Here is a 14,005-nt window from a genome sequence, read left to right on the forward strand (position 1 = left end):
TGTTGAAAGGACCGATTCATCTCCCGCGAAGCAATGATCACCGAGGCCACCAAGTGGGCTGACCAGAACTACCGGGGCGGCCTCAGCCCCAACGGCAAGTACTACGACGCCCCCTTTGGGAAGTGGTACGCCCCGGGCTTCAACCACGAGCCGTACTGCGACATGTTCGTCAGCTGGTGCGCTGACCAGGGCGGCGAGGCCGCAGCGGTCGGCCGGTACGCCTACTGCCCCTCGCACGTTCAGGCGTTCCGCAACAAGGGCCAGTGGTACGGAAGTTCCGCCGCGTTCAAGCGCGGCGACGTCATCTTCTTCAGCTGGTCGAACAACGGCGTCGCCGACCACGTCGGCATCGTCCTGGAGGACTCCGCCCCCGGCCAGAGCGTGAAGACCGTCGAGGGCAACACCGCCCGTGGCGACGGCGCGGGCCAGGGCTCCGGCGGCTACGTCGCCCGCAAGACCCGCCCCCGCTCCGTCGTGCTCGGCGTCGGCCGCCCCGCCTTCACCTCCGGCGGCACCAGCGGCAACGGTGGCACCACCACCCCGAGCGGCCAGGCCGTCACCATCAACGGCAAGCCCTACGGCCCGGGTGCCCGAGGCGAGCACATCACCGCCATGGGCCGCGCCCTCGTCCGCGCGGGCTGCTCCCGCTACAGCGAGGGCCCCGGCCCGGTGTGGGGCAACGCGGACACCGAGTCGATGCGCGCCTACCAGATCAAGATCGGCGACACCGACAGCGCCGACGGCATCCCCGGCCCCAAGCAGCTCGCCCGCCTCCTCGCCGACTTCGGCGACGCCCCCGCGCCGCAGCCGCCGGCCACTCGCACGATCACCGTCCGCCGGGGCATGACCCTGGGCGGCATCGCCGTGGCGCTCGGCACCACGGTCGCCGGACTGCTCTCGCTGAACCCCCAGATCGACAACCCGAACCGGATCACCGAGGGCCAGCAGATCACCGTCCCCGCCGCCTCGCCGACGGCCGCCCCGGCAACCCCCGCACCGGAACCGAGCCAGAACCCGGCCCCGGTCGAGCCCACGCCGACCGAGACCCCGCAGCCCACCCCGGCCCCGGGCGCGGCCACCCACACCGTCGTCGCGGGCGACACGCTGTCCGCCATCGCCGCCCGCTACGGCGTCGGCTTGGACGCCGTGGTCAACGCCAACCCGCAGATCGCCGACCCGGACCGGATCGAGGTCGGCCAGGTCATCAGCCTGCCGACCGCCACCGCCGGGGCCGCCGCGCCGCCGGTCCACACCGTCGTGCCCGGCGACACCCTGTGGGACATCGCCGCCAGCCGCCGCGTCACCCTGGAAGCCCTGGTCGCCGCCAACGCGTCCACCGTGGCGAACCCGGACCTGATCTTCCCCGACCAGTCCATCGTGATCCCGGACGGCTCCGCCCCCGTCCCGCGCCCGGCCCCGAAGGCTCCGGCCCCTGCTCCGACGCCGGAGCCTGCCGCGCCCGCACCGGCCGAACCTGCACCGGCCCCGTCGGTCGAGAAGCCGCCGGCCACCCCGAGCACCAGCTACTCGGCCGACCTCGCCGGGTGGATCGAGGAGGCCCGGGACATCCTGCGTGCGAACGGCGACCTCGTCCCGCCCGTCGCCGCGATCGAGCACCGCGCGATGGTCGAGTCCGGCGGCAACCCGAAGGCCGAAAACCACTGGGATTCGAACGAGGCCATGTACGGCGGCACCTTCGGCCTCCTCCAGACCATCCGGCCGACCTTCGACACCTACTCACTGCCCGGCCACCGCGACATCCTCAACCCCGTCGACTCGATCATCGCCGGAGTCCGCTACGCGAACGCGACCTACGGCAGTTTCGAGTCGATCGCCTGGAACGAAGGGGGCTACTGATGGCCCGAGATGAACAGCTCGGCGGCGTGGTGATCGGACCGCGCGAGATCTACGACGAGCTGGTGGGCGTCCGCGAGGACGTCCGCTCGCTCGCCCAGAGCCGCGACACCGTGGACGCGGTCCTGGAAGACCACGAGGACCGCGTCCGCGCGTTGGAGCGCTGGCGTTACGGCGTCGTCGCCTCCGGGCTCGCCGGAGGCACCGCACTGATCACTGATGTCGTCGCACGGCTGAAGGGCTGACCACCATCGAAGATCTCAAGATCTGGATCACCGAGAACCCGGTGAAGGCGCGGTCGGCCGTCATCGCCGCGCTGACCGCGCTGGGCACCGTCGTGCCCAAGCTCGCCGGAATCCAGACCAACGAGGCCGTCATCGGCCTGCTGCTGACCATCGCCACGATGGCCGCCGGCCACTCCGCGGGTAAGCGAGTGGTCACGCACGCCACCGATGCCGCCAACACCGAGGCCGCCCGCACGGCGGCCCTCGCCGAGTGCTGCACGTGCCCCCACCCTGCCCCCGTCGCGGTCGGCGAGGACGGCATGAAGAGCAAGCGGTGACCCCGGGCCCCGGCTCGTCTTCGGACGGGCCGGGGCCTTTGCCTCGTCCCGGGGCCGGCATGGTGGAATGTAAGCCGGGCACCGTTGGTTACAAAACGGTCCCCGGTCAACTTGAGAGGAACCCATGCCCCCGAGGAAGCAGACGGCGCCCCACTGGCAGGAGGTCCCCGGCGCGCAGGAGTTGATGGACAAGGCTCTCCCATTGCTGGCGTCCGCGCGGGCGCGCGAGTACGGCCCCCTCGCGGCGGTCGTGTTCGAGGGCGCACTGCTCTTCACGAACAGCGACGGCCTTCCTGACCTGAGCCGGAGCAGCCACGATGCCAAGCGGTGGATGTCTGACCTGCTGGACGCCGGGGGATTCAAGCCTGTGCCTGGAGACTCCAAGGAGCGCCGAGAGAAGCTGGCCGCTGATCGACAGGCTGTCTTGCAGGGTGTTCGCGCGGCGATGTCTCCGATCCGAGTCGCCTACGTCCGGGGCATGGACGATGACGCCGCCGAACGCGAGCGGAGGTTTTCCGGGTTCGGTGATTCCGATGCGATCTTCGAGTACTACAAGATCAAGCCGAAAGCACAGAGCGAGCTTCGGCTTGAGGACTACCACCGCCGGGCTGCGCTCCAGACCATCGGGGCCGCTGTGCTCGCCCCTGACAGCGAGGTCCCGCCAACTCGCAGCCCCGAGGTGGTCAGCACTGTCCACCGCGCCGTCGCAGCCTTGACCCCGGCGTCCTTCGAGGGGCTTGACTCGCAGACTCGTGACCAGCTCCGCCGGGAACTCAGCGAGACCCGTGCGGCGCTGCTCGCGCTGGAGAACGCGCTGAGCTGACACCGGCACCACCCCCAGGCCCTGCCTTCCCGATGCCGGGAGGGCGGGGCCTTTTCGCGTCCTGGGGCCGTCTACGCAGTTGTTAACCGGCACGGCTTAACGGTTGCGAAGGAGTGAGGCGACCTTGAAGAACATCGCATTGATCGGCCGGGCGAGGTCCGGCAAGGACACGGCGGCCGGCGTGCTGCGCGAGTACGGGTTCACCCGGCGCGCGCTGGCCGACCCGCTGAAACAGATGGCCTACGACATCGACCCGATGGTGGGCACCGAGCTGCTGGGCGTGAACGCCCCGGCACCGGTCCACCTGGCCGAAGCGGTGGACCGCTACGGCTGGGAGACGGTGAAGGACCGGTTCCCCGCCGCCCGACGGTTCCTGCAACGGCTCGGCACCGAGGGCGTCCGCCGCCACGTGGACCCGGACTTCTGGATCGACCAGTGCCGCCGTGCCGCCGCCGCATCGGGCCGGCCCGTCGTCGTCACCGACGTGCGCTTCGACAACGAGGTGGCCGCCCTGCGGAAGGCAGGGTTCGCGGTCTGGTTCATCGACCGGGGCGGGGCCGACGGCGACCACCCGAGTGAACAACTCGGCCCCGAGCACGCCGACCTCATCGTCCCGAACACCGCCGCCCTGCTCGACTTCCACACCCGAATCCGCGAAGCCCTGGAGGCCCAATGACCCTGCGCGAGCGATTCGACGCGATCGACCGCACCGCAACCGCGATCGAGAACGTCGTCTTCATCTACACCCCCGTGCCGGACCTGCTGACCCCGGACGAGCGCGAGGCCGACGAGCACGCCGCGAACGCGCGCGTCGAGGCGGAGGTGCCCGACTTCTCGGACACCCTGCCTTCGCTCGCCCCCGCGGCCTGACGGCCTCTCACCCTTCGGCCCGTTCCCGACCCCGGGGCGGGCCTTTCCCATGCCCAGCCACAGAAACGAGAGCCCATGTCCGACGGCGTCCGCACGATCCACCAGAAGGGCAGCCGCTACTACGTCCACCCCGAGACAGGCGACCTCGCCCCATCGGTGACGAGCATCCTGAACATGGAGGCGAAGCCTTTCCTCCAGGACTGGTCGGCCGGCATGGCGGCCGAGGCCGCGGTGACCGACCTGGAGGTGGTCCAGCGCATCGCCGCCCGCGACCGCCAGGCCGCCGTGGACTTCCTGAAGTTCGCGGCGAAGAGGTACACCAAGGTCCGCGCCGATGTCGGCAGCCTGGTGCACGACTACTTCGAGCTCCGGCTGCGCGGTGAAGAAGTGCCCTACCCCCACCACGACGTCGAGCCGTACGTCCCGCACATCGAAGCGTGGCTCGACCGGTACCAGCCCGAGCTGCTGCACGCCGAAGACGTCGCCTGGTCGCGGGAGCACGAGTACGCGGGCAGCTTCGACTTCCTCGTCCGCATCAACGGCAAGACCATCCTGGGCGACCTGAAGACCAGCAAGAGCGTGTACACCTCGGTCGCCTCGCAGCTCGCGGCCTACGCCCACGCGGACGACCTGATCACGGTGGACCGCAAGATCCAGGCGTTCCCGACGGTGGACGCCGGGGCGGTGCTGCACGTCACCCCGGCCCGCGCCGAGTTCCGCCCGGTGAAGATCGACCGTGAGGTGTTCGACCGGTTCCTGACCCTGCGCCGCCGCTTCACCGACGACCGGGCCTCGGACGCCGGGATCATCGGCCGCGTCGCCTGGTCCAACGAGGCCGGCCGCCAGACGGGCACCGCCCGCCGCGCCGCCTGACCTGGGCCTGTTAACCGCCCCGGCTCAACACCAGTGAACCCGGCGGACCGCCCGGTCCGCCGTCCCCAAGAGAACCGAGAGACCTTGAGCAACGCCCTGGACAACATCTTCGCCAGCGACCCCGAGCTGGCCGAGCGCGCGGAGCGCGCCGAGGCGAACTCCCGCCCGGACCTGGCCGGCGTCTTCCGCAACTACGAGGCGGCCCCCGACGGCGGCTTCCCGATCGCCCAGCACCAGTGGATGGTGACCACCGCGCTGCCGACCACCGCCGAGGCCGTGGCCGAGCTGCTGGGCGGCGAGCCGTACGAGCGGGAGACCGAGGCCGAGGACGCCATGGCGGTCAAGACCGACGCCGAGCGGGTGGAGATCGTGATCGACGGCCCCGAGGCCGTGACGATGGACTTCAAGCAGTGGGTGAACGGCAAGTTGGCGCACCACTGCGACACCCGGACCTTCCTGTCGCCGCCGGAGGACGTCGGTGTGCCGTGCCGCTGCCCCGGCACCGTCGCCGAGCTGAAGGACCGGGCGAAGGCGGAGCGGGGCCCCAAGCCCAGCATCGAGATCGACTTCACCCTGCCCCACGCGCTGGAGCTGGGCCGCTTCCGCTACAAGTCGTCCGGCTGGTCGCTGATCCCCGAACTCCCGGCGCTGAAGGGCGCGCTGGCCAGGTCCGGCGGCCCGTCGCTGGCCCACCTGATCAACGAGCGCGTGCAGTACACGAGCAAGGCGGGCCGGGACGTCGATTACCAGAAGGCCGTGGTCAAGGTGATCAAGCCGTACGAGCTGGCGATCACCGACAGCCCGGCTGCCGCGATCGAGGAGGAGCCGCCGTTCTAACCGGCGCTCCACCAGCACCACCACACCAGCGGGACCGGCTTCTTCGGAGGCCGGTCCCGCTCCCGTTTCCCTGGAGAGAGAACCCCGTGCACGCCGCCCCCACCGTCGCCGAGCCGATCCCGGCCCGCCTCGTCAACGTCCTGGCCGCCACCGACCGCGCGCAGGAGATCATGCGCTCGGCGTTCCGCGAGCGGCCCTGGCCGCCATCGGCCGGCACCCGCAACAGCCAGGCCAAGTTGACCGAGCGCAAGGTCTACGCCATCAGGAAGGCGGCCGACCTGGGCGCCAGCCTGTCCGCGCTCGCCGAGGCATTCAACATCTCGGAGCGCGCCTGCCGCCACATCGCCCGCCGGACCTCCTGGGCCCATCTCCCGGAGAGGGGCTGAGCGGTGGCCGACTACTCCACCCCGCTGTGGAAGGTCCCGCCCGAGCACCGGCGGGACTTCCTGCACGCCCGAGCGCGGACGCTCGCCGCTGACGGCGCATCCCCGCGCCGCCTGCTGCGGGCCTCGGACGCCGCGCACACCGCCGACTTCCGCGAGCCCCGACCGCCGGAGGAGACATGACGTACCGCATCGGGGCGGGTATCGCCCCGGCGCTCGGCGACCTGCGCCGCGCTGGCCCGGGTGACCGGCTGCTGTTCCTGCACGACGCCCGGCAGCGCCCCGACTTCTCCCGCTACTGGGAGGCCGCCGGCCTGGCCGTCTTCCGGGGCGCGGCCCTGACGGCGGTGACCGCCTAGTGGCCAACCGCTCGAAGGCGAAAGGCACGGCCTGGGAGTCCGCGGTAGCCGACTACCTGAACGAACAGCTCGGCCAGTACCGGGAGTTGTGGAAGGACGACGACCGCGCCGTCCGCTGGAAGGACCCACTGGACCCGGACAACGTCCGCCGCAACGTCCAGGAGGGCGCGGCCGACATCGGCGACCTCGGGGTGCGCCCCTTCGCCGGGGAGTGCAAGGCGGAGAAGCAGTTCGACCTCGCCTCCTACGTCCGCCAGGCCGAGGCCGAGGCGAAGAACGCCGGCCAGCCCTTCGGGGTCGCGTACGTGAAGCGGCCCCGGGCGAAGACCGAGGACGGGTACGCCGTCACGTCCATCCGCACCCACGCGGCGATCGTCAAGGCCCTGCGGGAGGCCGGTCACTAGGGAAGAGGAAGCAGGGAGCCCGTGGGATCTTACAAGAATACGACAGGGCCCCCTTGTTGACCAAGGGGGCCCTACGGGTTCAGCGAGCGAAACGCTACGCGTCGCCCCTGATGCTCTCCGCAGCCTTCGACTGCGCGCTGCGCACTTGGTCGAAGAGACCCTAAGTGCCAGAGGTCATGTTCTTGATGGTCTCTCCGGCGATCAGCAACTGGGTCATGTCTTCCTGAGTCGCATCTCCGCCCTTCGCGTCGACCTGGCGGGCCGTTGCGAGCGGGTTGTCGCTCTTGTTTTCGTTGATCTTGTTCAGAACCTGCATCACTTCGTACAGACCGCCATTGGCTGACGTCTCCCCACTCACGGCAACTCCCCTTGATTAGCCGAATCTGACTGTCCAGATCATGCCATAGCGATGGCGCCCACCTCTGTAGATCCGAAACGTCACGAAGGCCGCATCCGCTGACACCAGCCGAGACACACTGCGAGGAGAGGACCATGCGCATGCAGGAGATCCTGGACCGCCTGGAGGAATGGTGGGACTACCAGCCCGGTGAGTGGGTCGCCCGCTGCCCGGCACACGACGACGGGAAGCCGTCGCTGTGGATCAACCTGAAGACGTCCGGCATGGTGGGCCTGGCCTGCCGGGCCGGGTGCGCCTTCGAGGACATCGTGGCCGGGATGGGCTTGCTGCCCCGGCACCTGTTCAACGTGGACGCCGAGGGCCTGGCCGCCGTCGCCGAGGCGCGCCCGGAGCCGGTCTCTCCGTACCTGACAGCGACGCTGCGGGTGTGGCTGGACGGCCTGTCGGCCGGTGACGCGGCGGCCCCGGCCGTGGGCTACGCGCAGAAACGATTCGGCTTGCCGGTGGCCGAGCAGGACCGGCTGGGCCTGCGCTGGTGGTCCGGCCCGCAGCCGTGCCCCGAGTGGGTGCCGACCTCGTTCGTCCGGTATCCCCGCCTCGTCGTGCCCATGCACGACTTCGCGGGAGTGGCCAGGGGCGCGCAGGGCCGGGACCTCTCGGGGCGCTGCCCCGGCCGGTGGATCTCGCTCGCCAACCCGGACGGCTTCGAGTGGCAGCGGTTCGGGGTGTTCCCCGGCCCGGACCAGGCTGCGCCGTGGGTGGTCGCCGAGGGTCTGTCGGACCCGCTGGCCGTCGTCGCCGACGGCTACAACGCGGTGGGCGTGCGCGGGGCCGCACTGCTCAACAACGACCCCACCACGCTGGACGCGCTGGCCGCCGGACTGGCCGGCCGCGACGTGCGGGTGTGCGGCGACAACGACCGCTCCGGCAGGGAGTTCACCCACACCATCCTCACCGCCCTCCACGAACGGGGGTTGCACGCACGGCAGTTGACGCTGCCCGCGGGCTTCAAGGACTACGCAGTATGGAGAGAGATCCGATGACGGCATACGCCATCGACAGCCTGACCACCCCCTACGAGCCCGACCGGCCCGCGCTGACGCTGCCGCCGGCCGACGCGGTGGCGGCTTACCGCGAGGCGGCGTCCCGCTACGGGGCGAGCGACATCGTCAACGCCCACGCCTTGGTGCAGTACACCAAGGGCGGCATCAAGTACGCCGACGGCGTGGGCTTCCACGTCTGGTCGGGGACGCACTGGGTGCGCAACGAGGTGCTGGTGCGCCAGGCCGCCCACGACCTCGGGGCCGCGATGGTGGAGACGCTGGCCCGGGAGAAGGCCGTCATCCGCGAGGCCCTGGCGCTGAAGCTCGCTGGGGACGCGCTGGAAGCCGAGTACGAGAAGCAGGTCGCCGCGCTGCCGCTGGCGAAGGCCGCGAAGGGCTTCACGATGGCCCGGCGCATTGACGACCTGATCCGCGAACTGGCCTCGGTGCGTGGGGTCCACTGCGAGGTGGACGACTTCGACCACCAGCCGCACCTGCTGTCGTTCGCCAACGGGACAGTGGACCTGCGCACCGGCAGCCTCCAGCCACACGATCCGGCGGACATGCTGACCAAGGCGCTGCCGTGGGACTACAACCCCCGGGCAAAGGCCCCGCGTTGGCTGCGCTTCCTGGACGAGGTGTTCCCCTCCGAACCGTCGATGCCCGCGTACATCCATCGCCTGTGCGGGTACGGCATCACGGGGAGCACCGCGGAGCAGGCGTTCGCGGTGCTGGTCGGTGTCGGCGCGAACGGCAAGTCGGTGTTCCTGGACAGCTTGTCGTACGTGTTCGACGCGCTCAGCGAGACCACGCGCTTCGAGACGTTCGAGGACCGGGGCAACAGCATCCCCGCCGACCTGGCCGCGCTGCGCGGGGCCCGGATGGTGATGGCCAGTGAGGGCGAGGCCGGGAAGGCGATGTCGGAGTCCGTGCTGAAGCGCGCGACCGGCAGCGACAAGTTGACCGCCCGCTTCATGCGCGAGAACTACTTCACGTACCAGCCGACCTTCCTTCTGTGGTTGGCGTCCAACCACACCCCGGCCTTCCGGTCGCAGGACACCGGCCTGTGGCGAAGGGTCAAGCTGATCAAGTTCGACCGCTACTTCAAGCCGGAGGAGCGGGACCACGGGATCTTCGCCGACCTGCGCGAGGAAGCCGAGGGGATCGCCGCGTGGGCGGTGGCCGGCGCGGTCGAGTGGTACGCCGAGGGCTTGAAGGAGCCCGACTGCATCAAGGCCGCGACCTCCAACTTCAAGGAGAACTCGGACGCGCTGGCCGAGTTCCTGACGGACGTCCTGGTGAAGACCGACAGCGACGCCCAGTACGTCCCTGCGCAGGACGCCTACAACGCCTACCGCGACTGGTGCGAGGCCCAGGGCGAGAAGGCGTGGACCCGCCGCGGATTCGTCTCCGCGCTGGACGAGCGCGGCATCCGCCAACACCGCATGAACAAGGGCCGCGTCCTGCTGGGCGTGCGCTTCGCCCAGCAGCCGGCACCGGCCGGGCCGGGGGTCTTCGACCCGACCAACGACTAGGAAGAGAGCACATGCGGGTACACCCGTACCGGCTGGCCGGAGAGCCAGTCGAGATCAAGGTCGCCGAGAACGGTGACGACCTGCGGGAGTTCCGCACCTGGTGGACCGCCCACGCGAACGCGGGCACGCTGATCGGCTTCGACACCGAGACCACCGGCCTGGCCTGGACCGACCGAATACGGCTCGTCCAGTTCGGCGACACCCACACCGCGTGGGTGATCCCCGTCGAACTCGGCAGCCCCTTCCGCGAGGCAGCGATCGAGGCCCTGGCCGCGCTGCCGAACCTGGTCGCCCACAACCTGGCCTTCGACGCGCTGAAGGTGGACACCGAGTTCGGCATCCGGCTCGAAGACCTCTACCCGCGCGCCCAGGACTCCCGGGTGGCCGCCCATCTTCTCGACAGCCGCCACGACTACGAAGGCGGCGTGGGCCTGTCGCTCAAGCCGCTCTCGGCCTGGTACGTCGATCCGACCGCACCCGACACCCAGGGCGACCTGACTCGGGTTTTCAACGGGCTCGGCCTGACCAAGGCGACCGGGTGGGCGGGCATCAGCCTCTCGCACCACGTCTACGAGCTGTACGCCGGCCTCGACGCCCTGCTCGTCGCCCGGCTGCTGCCCAAGCTGCTGGACCGCTACAAGGCCGAGGGCCTGCGCTCCGCACTGCTGCCCTACGAACACCGACTCGCCCTGGTCTGCGCGAAGTTGCAGCGCAAGGGCATGCTGATCGACCCCGAGTACACCGAGGGCCTGATCGGCAGACTCGGCCGGGACAAGGAGCGGTTCTCCGCCGTGGCAGAGCGCTTCGGGGTCTCCTCGGTGAACAGCCCCGACCAGGTGGCCGGCGCGCTGCTCGGCATGGGCGAGGTACTGACCGAGAAGACCGACAGCGGCGCGCTGTCGGTGGCCAAGGAGGTACTGCTACCGCTGGCCGACCTGGACCCGGACTGGCAGCGGCTCGGAATGCGCGAGCCCAACGTGCTCGCAGACGCCGTGCTGCGGGCGAAGAGAGCCAGCAAGTGGTCCACCAGCTACGCCGAGGCGATGCTGAACAACCGCGACCACTTCGACCGCATCCACCCGAAGATCAACCCCCTGGGCGCCCAGACCGGCCGCGCCTCCCACTCCGACCCCGCGATGGCCCAACTGCCGTCCCACGGCTGGGAGGTACGACGGTGCGTGGTCGCCGAGCAGGGGAACGTCTACTTCTCGGTGGACCAGCAGGCCGTCGAACTCCGCGTGCTGGCCGCCCTTTCCGGGGAATCCCGGATGACCCAGGCCATCGCCGCTGGCCACGACCTGCACGGCTACGCCGCGCGGCTGATGTTCGGCGACGACTACACGAAGGCGCAGCGAACCCTTGCGAAGATCGCCGGGCTCGGCACCGCCTACCAGGGCGGCGCGGCGACGCTGGCCAAGCAGACCGGTCAGCCGGTGGACGTCATGCGGGACACCCTCCAGCGCTACGGCAGGGCCTTCCCCGGCATCAAGCGGTGGGCACGCAAGATGCAGCGTCAGGCACTCGCCGAGCGCTGCACGATGACCACAGCCGTGGGCCGCAGGCTCCACCTGGACCGCGACAAGCTGTACAAGTCCGTCGCCTACGCCTGCCAGTCCACCGCCCGCGACACCATGGGCCAGGCGCTCATCACGATGGACGAGCAGGGCCTGACCCCCTACCTGACCATGTGGGTGCACGACGAGGTCGTGGGAACTGCCCCGAAGAGGGAGGCCGCGGAGGTCGCCCGAGCGTGCGCCGACGCTATGAAGATGACCCTGCTCGGCGTGCCGCTGGACACGGACGCCGAGGTGTACGGGCCGAGTTGGGCCGACGGCTACGGTCTGCCGAAGGAGTGGGCCTATGCGGCGTGAGCCGGAGAGCGCGCACACGCAGTTCTGCGAGGTGTGCGACGACGAGAAGCCCCTCGGGCAGTTCGGCAGGCGCAAGCGGTCGCCCAACGGTCGGACGAACGTCTGCCGGGCCTGCGTGAAGGCCGCGAACAACCGGGCCAGCCGCGACCCGGCTGTCGTCCGCAAAAGGCGGGACGCCCGCCTACGCCGGGTCTACGGCATCACCCTGGCCGACTACGAGCGCATGGGCCGGCAGCAGCGGTGGCGGTGCGCGATCTGCGGACAGAAGGCGGTCGCTGGGGAGCGCCTGGTCGTGGACCACGACCACGACAAACCCCACGGTCAGGCCGTGCGCAGACTGCTCTGCCGGGGCGAGAACGCCGCGCTGGGCGGCTTCGGAGACTCCTCCTCCCGGCTCGATCGGGGAGCCGCCTACCTGCGAGGCCATGGCAAGTGAGACCTAGGACACATTACCTAAGCTTTACCAAAGAAGCCCCAGGTCATTGCCTTGATCGTGACAATACGTAGCGAAAAGGATGTTTGTGTGCACAATCTCCACAACCTAAGCTCTGCTCACCTGGCGCACAGAGGAGTGCGCAGTCGGTGAACGGGAGTCGTGATGCGTCGTCGTGGTTGGGCGGCCTATTGCGGCGTTCGTCGCCTTCTCGCATACCAGGCCCGGCTGCGCCGGCAGTTTGCCAGGTTGACGAGCCCTGACGCGGCGCTGAACATCCGCCGCGCCATGGGCGTGACCGATGGCAGCTCGCTCGATGTGGAGCTGTTTGCCCGCGAGTTCGATGAAATGGAGTCCATCCGCCTGGACTTGCGGGTGTTAGCGCTCCTGCACGTGCACCGATCCGTGATGAAAGACCGCCTCGGTGTCCGCGTAGCCCGCCTCCTACACCTTCGCCTATCCCGCTGCATGGCGCTGTTCACGCGCCACCTTGCGATGTGGGGTCCTGCGGCCATCTGCCGCAGTGCACCGGGAGTTTGACCGACCTGTCCTGACGACAGGTCGTAGCAGGCCCCTGCCCTTCGGCTAGCCCGAACCGGCAGGGGCCTTTTCCATGCCCCGACACGGCCACCCAGGCCGGCCGGGGCTTCGCCATGCCCTGACGCACCCGCCGATCCGCGATTCCGTGCGCGCCATTCATTGTTCTGTACATGCCAAGGAACCTCCATGTCTTCCCCCTGCATCACGCCCTCCCTGATCTCTCTGGCCCAGACCCCCAAGCCGCTGCCCGCCCTGACCGGCGTGGGCAAGCTTGACCGGGGACGGGTCGCAACGGAGGAGATCCTGAACGGACTTGAGGGCATCGCGCTGTCCGTCTCCCGCAAGCGCGCCCAGCAGATGGAAGGCGACAGCCACCAGGCCGCCCAGGACATTGCCCAGGAGATGCGGCTGAGCTTCTGGCGGGCCATCCACGCGTGGGATGTCGATGCCGACAACCGCGCCGAGTTCACCAGCTACGCGTACCAGCGCGCCAAGCTGGACGGCCTCGCGGCGGCCACCCGCGAGATCGCGCCCGTCACCTCGCGCGATGCCGCGAGCGCCTTCATGGGCGCTCTCTCCCGCAGTGGCGGGGACTTCGAGGCGGCCAAGGACGAGCTGGTCAACCACCCAGTCGTCAAGCGCAGGTTCTCCCCGGAACAGGCCGACCTCGCCGCCGCGGCCTTCACCCGGCCCCTGCCTCTGGACAGCGTCCCGGAGAACGCACTCGACGCCTCCACCGCGCAGGACCCGGACCGCCTGGTCGAGTACACCCCGCTCGGCACTACCCCCCGCACCGCCCGCCCCCACACGGTCGTCAAGGACGGCCGGGAGATCCTGGTCGGCGCGACCACCGCAGGCTGGTGCACCGACCTCCAGCCCTCCCTGGCCCTCAACCCGATCGCCCTCAGCCGCGACGCCGTGCGCTGCAAGGGTGTTCGCGTCACCGGCACCAAGCGCGGCAAGCACGCCACCGGAGCGATCATCGACCGCACCGCCGACGCCGACACCAGCGCCCGCTTCACCGCCGCCGCCAAGGTCAAGGCCAACGAGCTGCTGGCCGCCATGTCCCCGGCCGAGGCCGCCATCGCCCGCGCGGCCTTCGGGTTCGACGGCGAGCCCCCCATGCTCACCAAAGACGGCCGGCTCGACGCCACCGCGATAGCCGAGGCACTCGGCAAGACCCCCGGCACCGTCAAGGCCACCTGGTCGCGCGCCCGCAAAAAGCTCCGGGGTGCCGCGTGAGCACCGCTGTTAACCGCC

At 70.1% G+C, this 14,005-nt stretch carries 19 protein-coding genes; 18 read left to right on the forward strand and 1 reads right to left on the reverse strand.

The features are described from left to right. Positions 1 to 33: 33 nt before the first annotated feature. The 12 genes from ACFXDE_RS21160 (at position 34) to ACFXDE_RS21215 (ending at position 6,965) form a co-directional block, all read left to right on the forward strand. The gene (locus tag ACFXDE_RS21160) at positions 34 to 1,857 is read left to right on the forward strand and encodes a LysM peptidoglycan-binding domain-containing protein (protein WP_380496343.1); all 1,824 of its coding nucleotides are present in this window, start codon (positions 34 to 36) and stop codon (positions 1,855 to 1,857) included. Then, complete coding sequence (locus ACFXDE_RS21165) at positions 1,857 to 2,099, forward strand: hypothetical protein (RefSeq protein WP_380340841.1); 243 nt, start codon at positions 1,857 to 1,859, stop codon at positions 2,097 to 2,099. The genes ACFXDE_RS21160 and ACFXDE_RS21165 overlap by 1 nt, the downstream gene beginning before the upstream one ends. Positions 2,100 to 2,140: 41 nt before the next feature. Next, the gene (locus tag ACFXDE_RS21170) at positions 2,141 to 2,416 is read left to right on the forward strand and encodes a hypothetical protein (RefSeq protein WP_380496345.1); all 276 of its coding nucleotides are present in this window, start codon (positions 2,141 to 2,143) and stop codon (positions 2,414 to 2,416) included. Positions 2,417 to 2,600: 184 nt separating this feature from the next. Then, entirely contained in the window at positions 2,601 to 3,239 is a 639-nt protein-coding gene (locus tag ACFXDE_RS21175) for a hypothetical protein (RefSeq protein ID WP_380496347.1), read from the forward strand. A 124-nt stretch (positions 3,240 to 3,363) separates the two neighbouring features. After that, positions 3,364 to 3,915, forward strand: coding sequence for a hypothetical protein (locus ACFXDE_RS21180; RefSeq protein WP_380496349.1), 552 nt, complete (start codon positions 3,364 to 3,366; stop codon positions 3,913 to 3,915). Then, positions 3,912 to 4,109: a hypothetical protein gene (locus tag ACFXDE_RS21185; RefSeq protein ID WP_380496350.1), complete on the forward strand. Its 198-nt coding sequence runs from the start codon at positions 3,912 to 3,914 to the stop codon at positions 4,107 to 4,109. The genes ACFXDE_RS21180 and ACFXDE_RS21185 overlap by 4 nt, the downstream gene beginning before the upstream one ends. 75 nt (positions 4,110 to 4,184) lie before the next feature. After that, on the forward strand, positions 4,185 to 4,982 hold the full coding sequence (locus ACFXDE_RS21190) for a hypothetical protein (protein WP_380496352.1): 798 nt from the start codon (positions 4,185 to 4,187) through the stop codon (positions 4,980 to 4,982). Positions 4,983 to 5,066: 84 nt separating this feature from the next. After that, entirely contained in the window at positions 5,067 to 5,819 is a 753-nt protein-coding gene (locus ACFXDE_RS21195; RefSeq protein WP_380496354.1) for a hypothetical protein, read from the forward strand. Between the two features lie 86 nt (positions 5,820 to 5,905). Continuing rightward, positions 5,906 to 6,205 carry a hypothetical protein gene (locus tag ACFXDE_RS21200; protein ID WP_380496356.1) on the forward strand — a complete coding sequence of 100 codons (300 nt, stop codon included), beginning with the start codon at positions 5,906 to 5,908 and terminating at the stop codon, positions 6,203 to 6,205. Positions 6,206 to 6,208: 3 nt separating this feature from the next. Continuing rightward, positions 6,209 to 6,385, forward strand: coding sequence for a hypothetical protein (locus ACFXDE_RS21205; protein WP_380496358.1), 177 nt, complete (start codon positions 6,209 to 6,211; stop codon positions 6,383 to 6,385). Continuing rightward, entirely contained in the window at positions 6,382 to 6,561 is a 180-nt protein-coding gene (locus ACFXDE_RS21210; RefSeq protein WP_380496360.1) for a hypothetical protein, read from the forward strand. Before ACFXDE_RS21205 ends, ACFXDE_RS21210 begins: the two co-directional genes overlap by 4 nt. Continuing rightward, positions 6,561 to 6,965, forward strand: coding sequence for a hypothetical protein (locus ACFXDE_RS21215; RefSeq protein WP_380496363.1), 405 nt, complete (start codon positions 6,561 to 6,563; stop codon positions 6,963 to 6,965). Before ACFXDE_RS21210 ends, ACFXDE_RS21215 begins: the two co-directional genes overlap by 1 nt. 160 nt (positions 6,966 to 7,125) lie before the next feature. On the opposite strand, the gene ACFXDE_RS21220 is transcribed toward ACFXDE_RS21215, so the two are convergent. Next, a complete protein-coding gene (locus tag ACFXDE_RS21220; protein WP_380496366.1) occupies positions 7,126 to 7,323 on the reverse strand; it encodes a hypothetical protein in 198 nt (65 codons plus the stop codon). A 134-nt stretch (positions 7,324 to 7,457) separates the two neighbouring features. Between ACFXDE_RS21220 and ACFXDE_RS21225 the strand changes: the two genes are divergently transcribed. The 6 genes from ACFXDE_RS21225 to ACFXDE_RS21250 all read left to right on the forward strand — a co-directional run bounded on the left by ACFXDE_RS21225 (position 7,458) and on the right by ACFXDE_RS21250 (position 13,987). After that, positions 7,458 to 8,366: a toprim domain-containing protein gene (locus ACFXDE_RS21225; protein WP_380496368.1), complete on the forward strand. Its 909-nt coding sequence runs from the start codon at positions 7,458 to 7,460 to the stop codon at positions 8,364 to 8,366. Further along, positions 8,363 to 9,901, forward strand: a complete 1,539-nt coding sequence (locus ACFXDE_RS21230) for a phage/plasmid primase, P4 family (RefSeq protein ID WP_380496370.1) — start codon at positions 8,363 to 8,365, stop codon at positions 9,899 to 9,901. The genes ACFXDE_RS21225 and ACFXDE_RS21230 overlap by 4 nt, the downstream gene beginning before the upstream one ends. Before the next feature lie 11 nt (positions 9,902 to 9,912). Further along, the gene (locus ACFXDE_RS21235) at positions 9,913 to 11,772 is read left to right on the forward strand and encodes a DNA polymerase (protein ID WP_380496375.1); all 1,860 of its coding nucleotides are present in this window, start codon (positions 9,913 to 9,915) and stop codon (positions 11,770 to 11,772) included. Beyond that, the gene (locus ACFXDE_RS21240; RefSeq protein WP_380496378.1) at positions 11,762 to 12,208 is read left to right on the forward strand and encodes an endonuclease domain-containing protein; all 447 of its coding nucleotides are present in this window, start codon (positions 11,762 to 11,764) and stop codon (positions 12,206 to 12,208) included. The genes ACFXDE_RS21235 and ACFXDE_RS21240 overlap by 11 nt, the downstream gene beginning before the upstream one ends. A gap of 159 nt (positions 12,209 to 12,367) precedes the next feature. Then, on the forward strand, positions 12,368 to 12,745 hold the full coding sequence (locus ACFXDE_RS21245) for a hypothetical protein (RefSeq protein WP_380496380.1): 378 nt from the start codon (positions 12,368 to 12,370) through the stop codon (positions 12,743 to 12,745). A 186-nt stretch (positions 12,746 to 12,931) separates the two neighbouring features. Further along, entirely contained in the window at positions 12,932 to 13,987 is a 1,056-nt protein-coding gene (locus ACFXDE_RS21250; protein WP_380496382.1) for a hypothetical protein, read from the forward strand. The last annotated feature ends 18 nt before the right edge of the window (positions 13,988 to 14,005 follow it).

This window comes from Kitasatospora sp. NPDC059408 (genome assembly GCF_042751525.1).
Lineage (GTDB): Bacteria > Actinomycetota > Actinomycetes > Streptomycetales > Streptomycetaceae > Kitasatospora.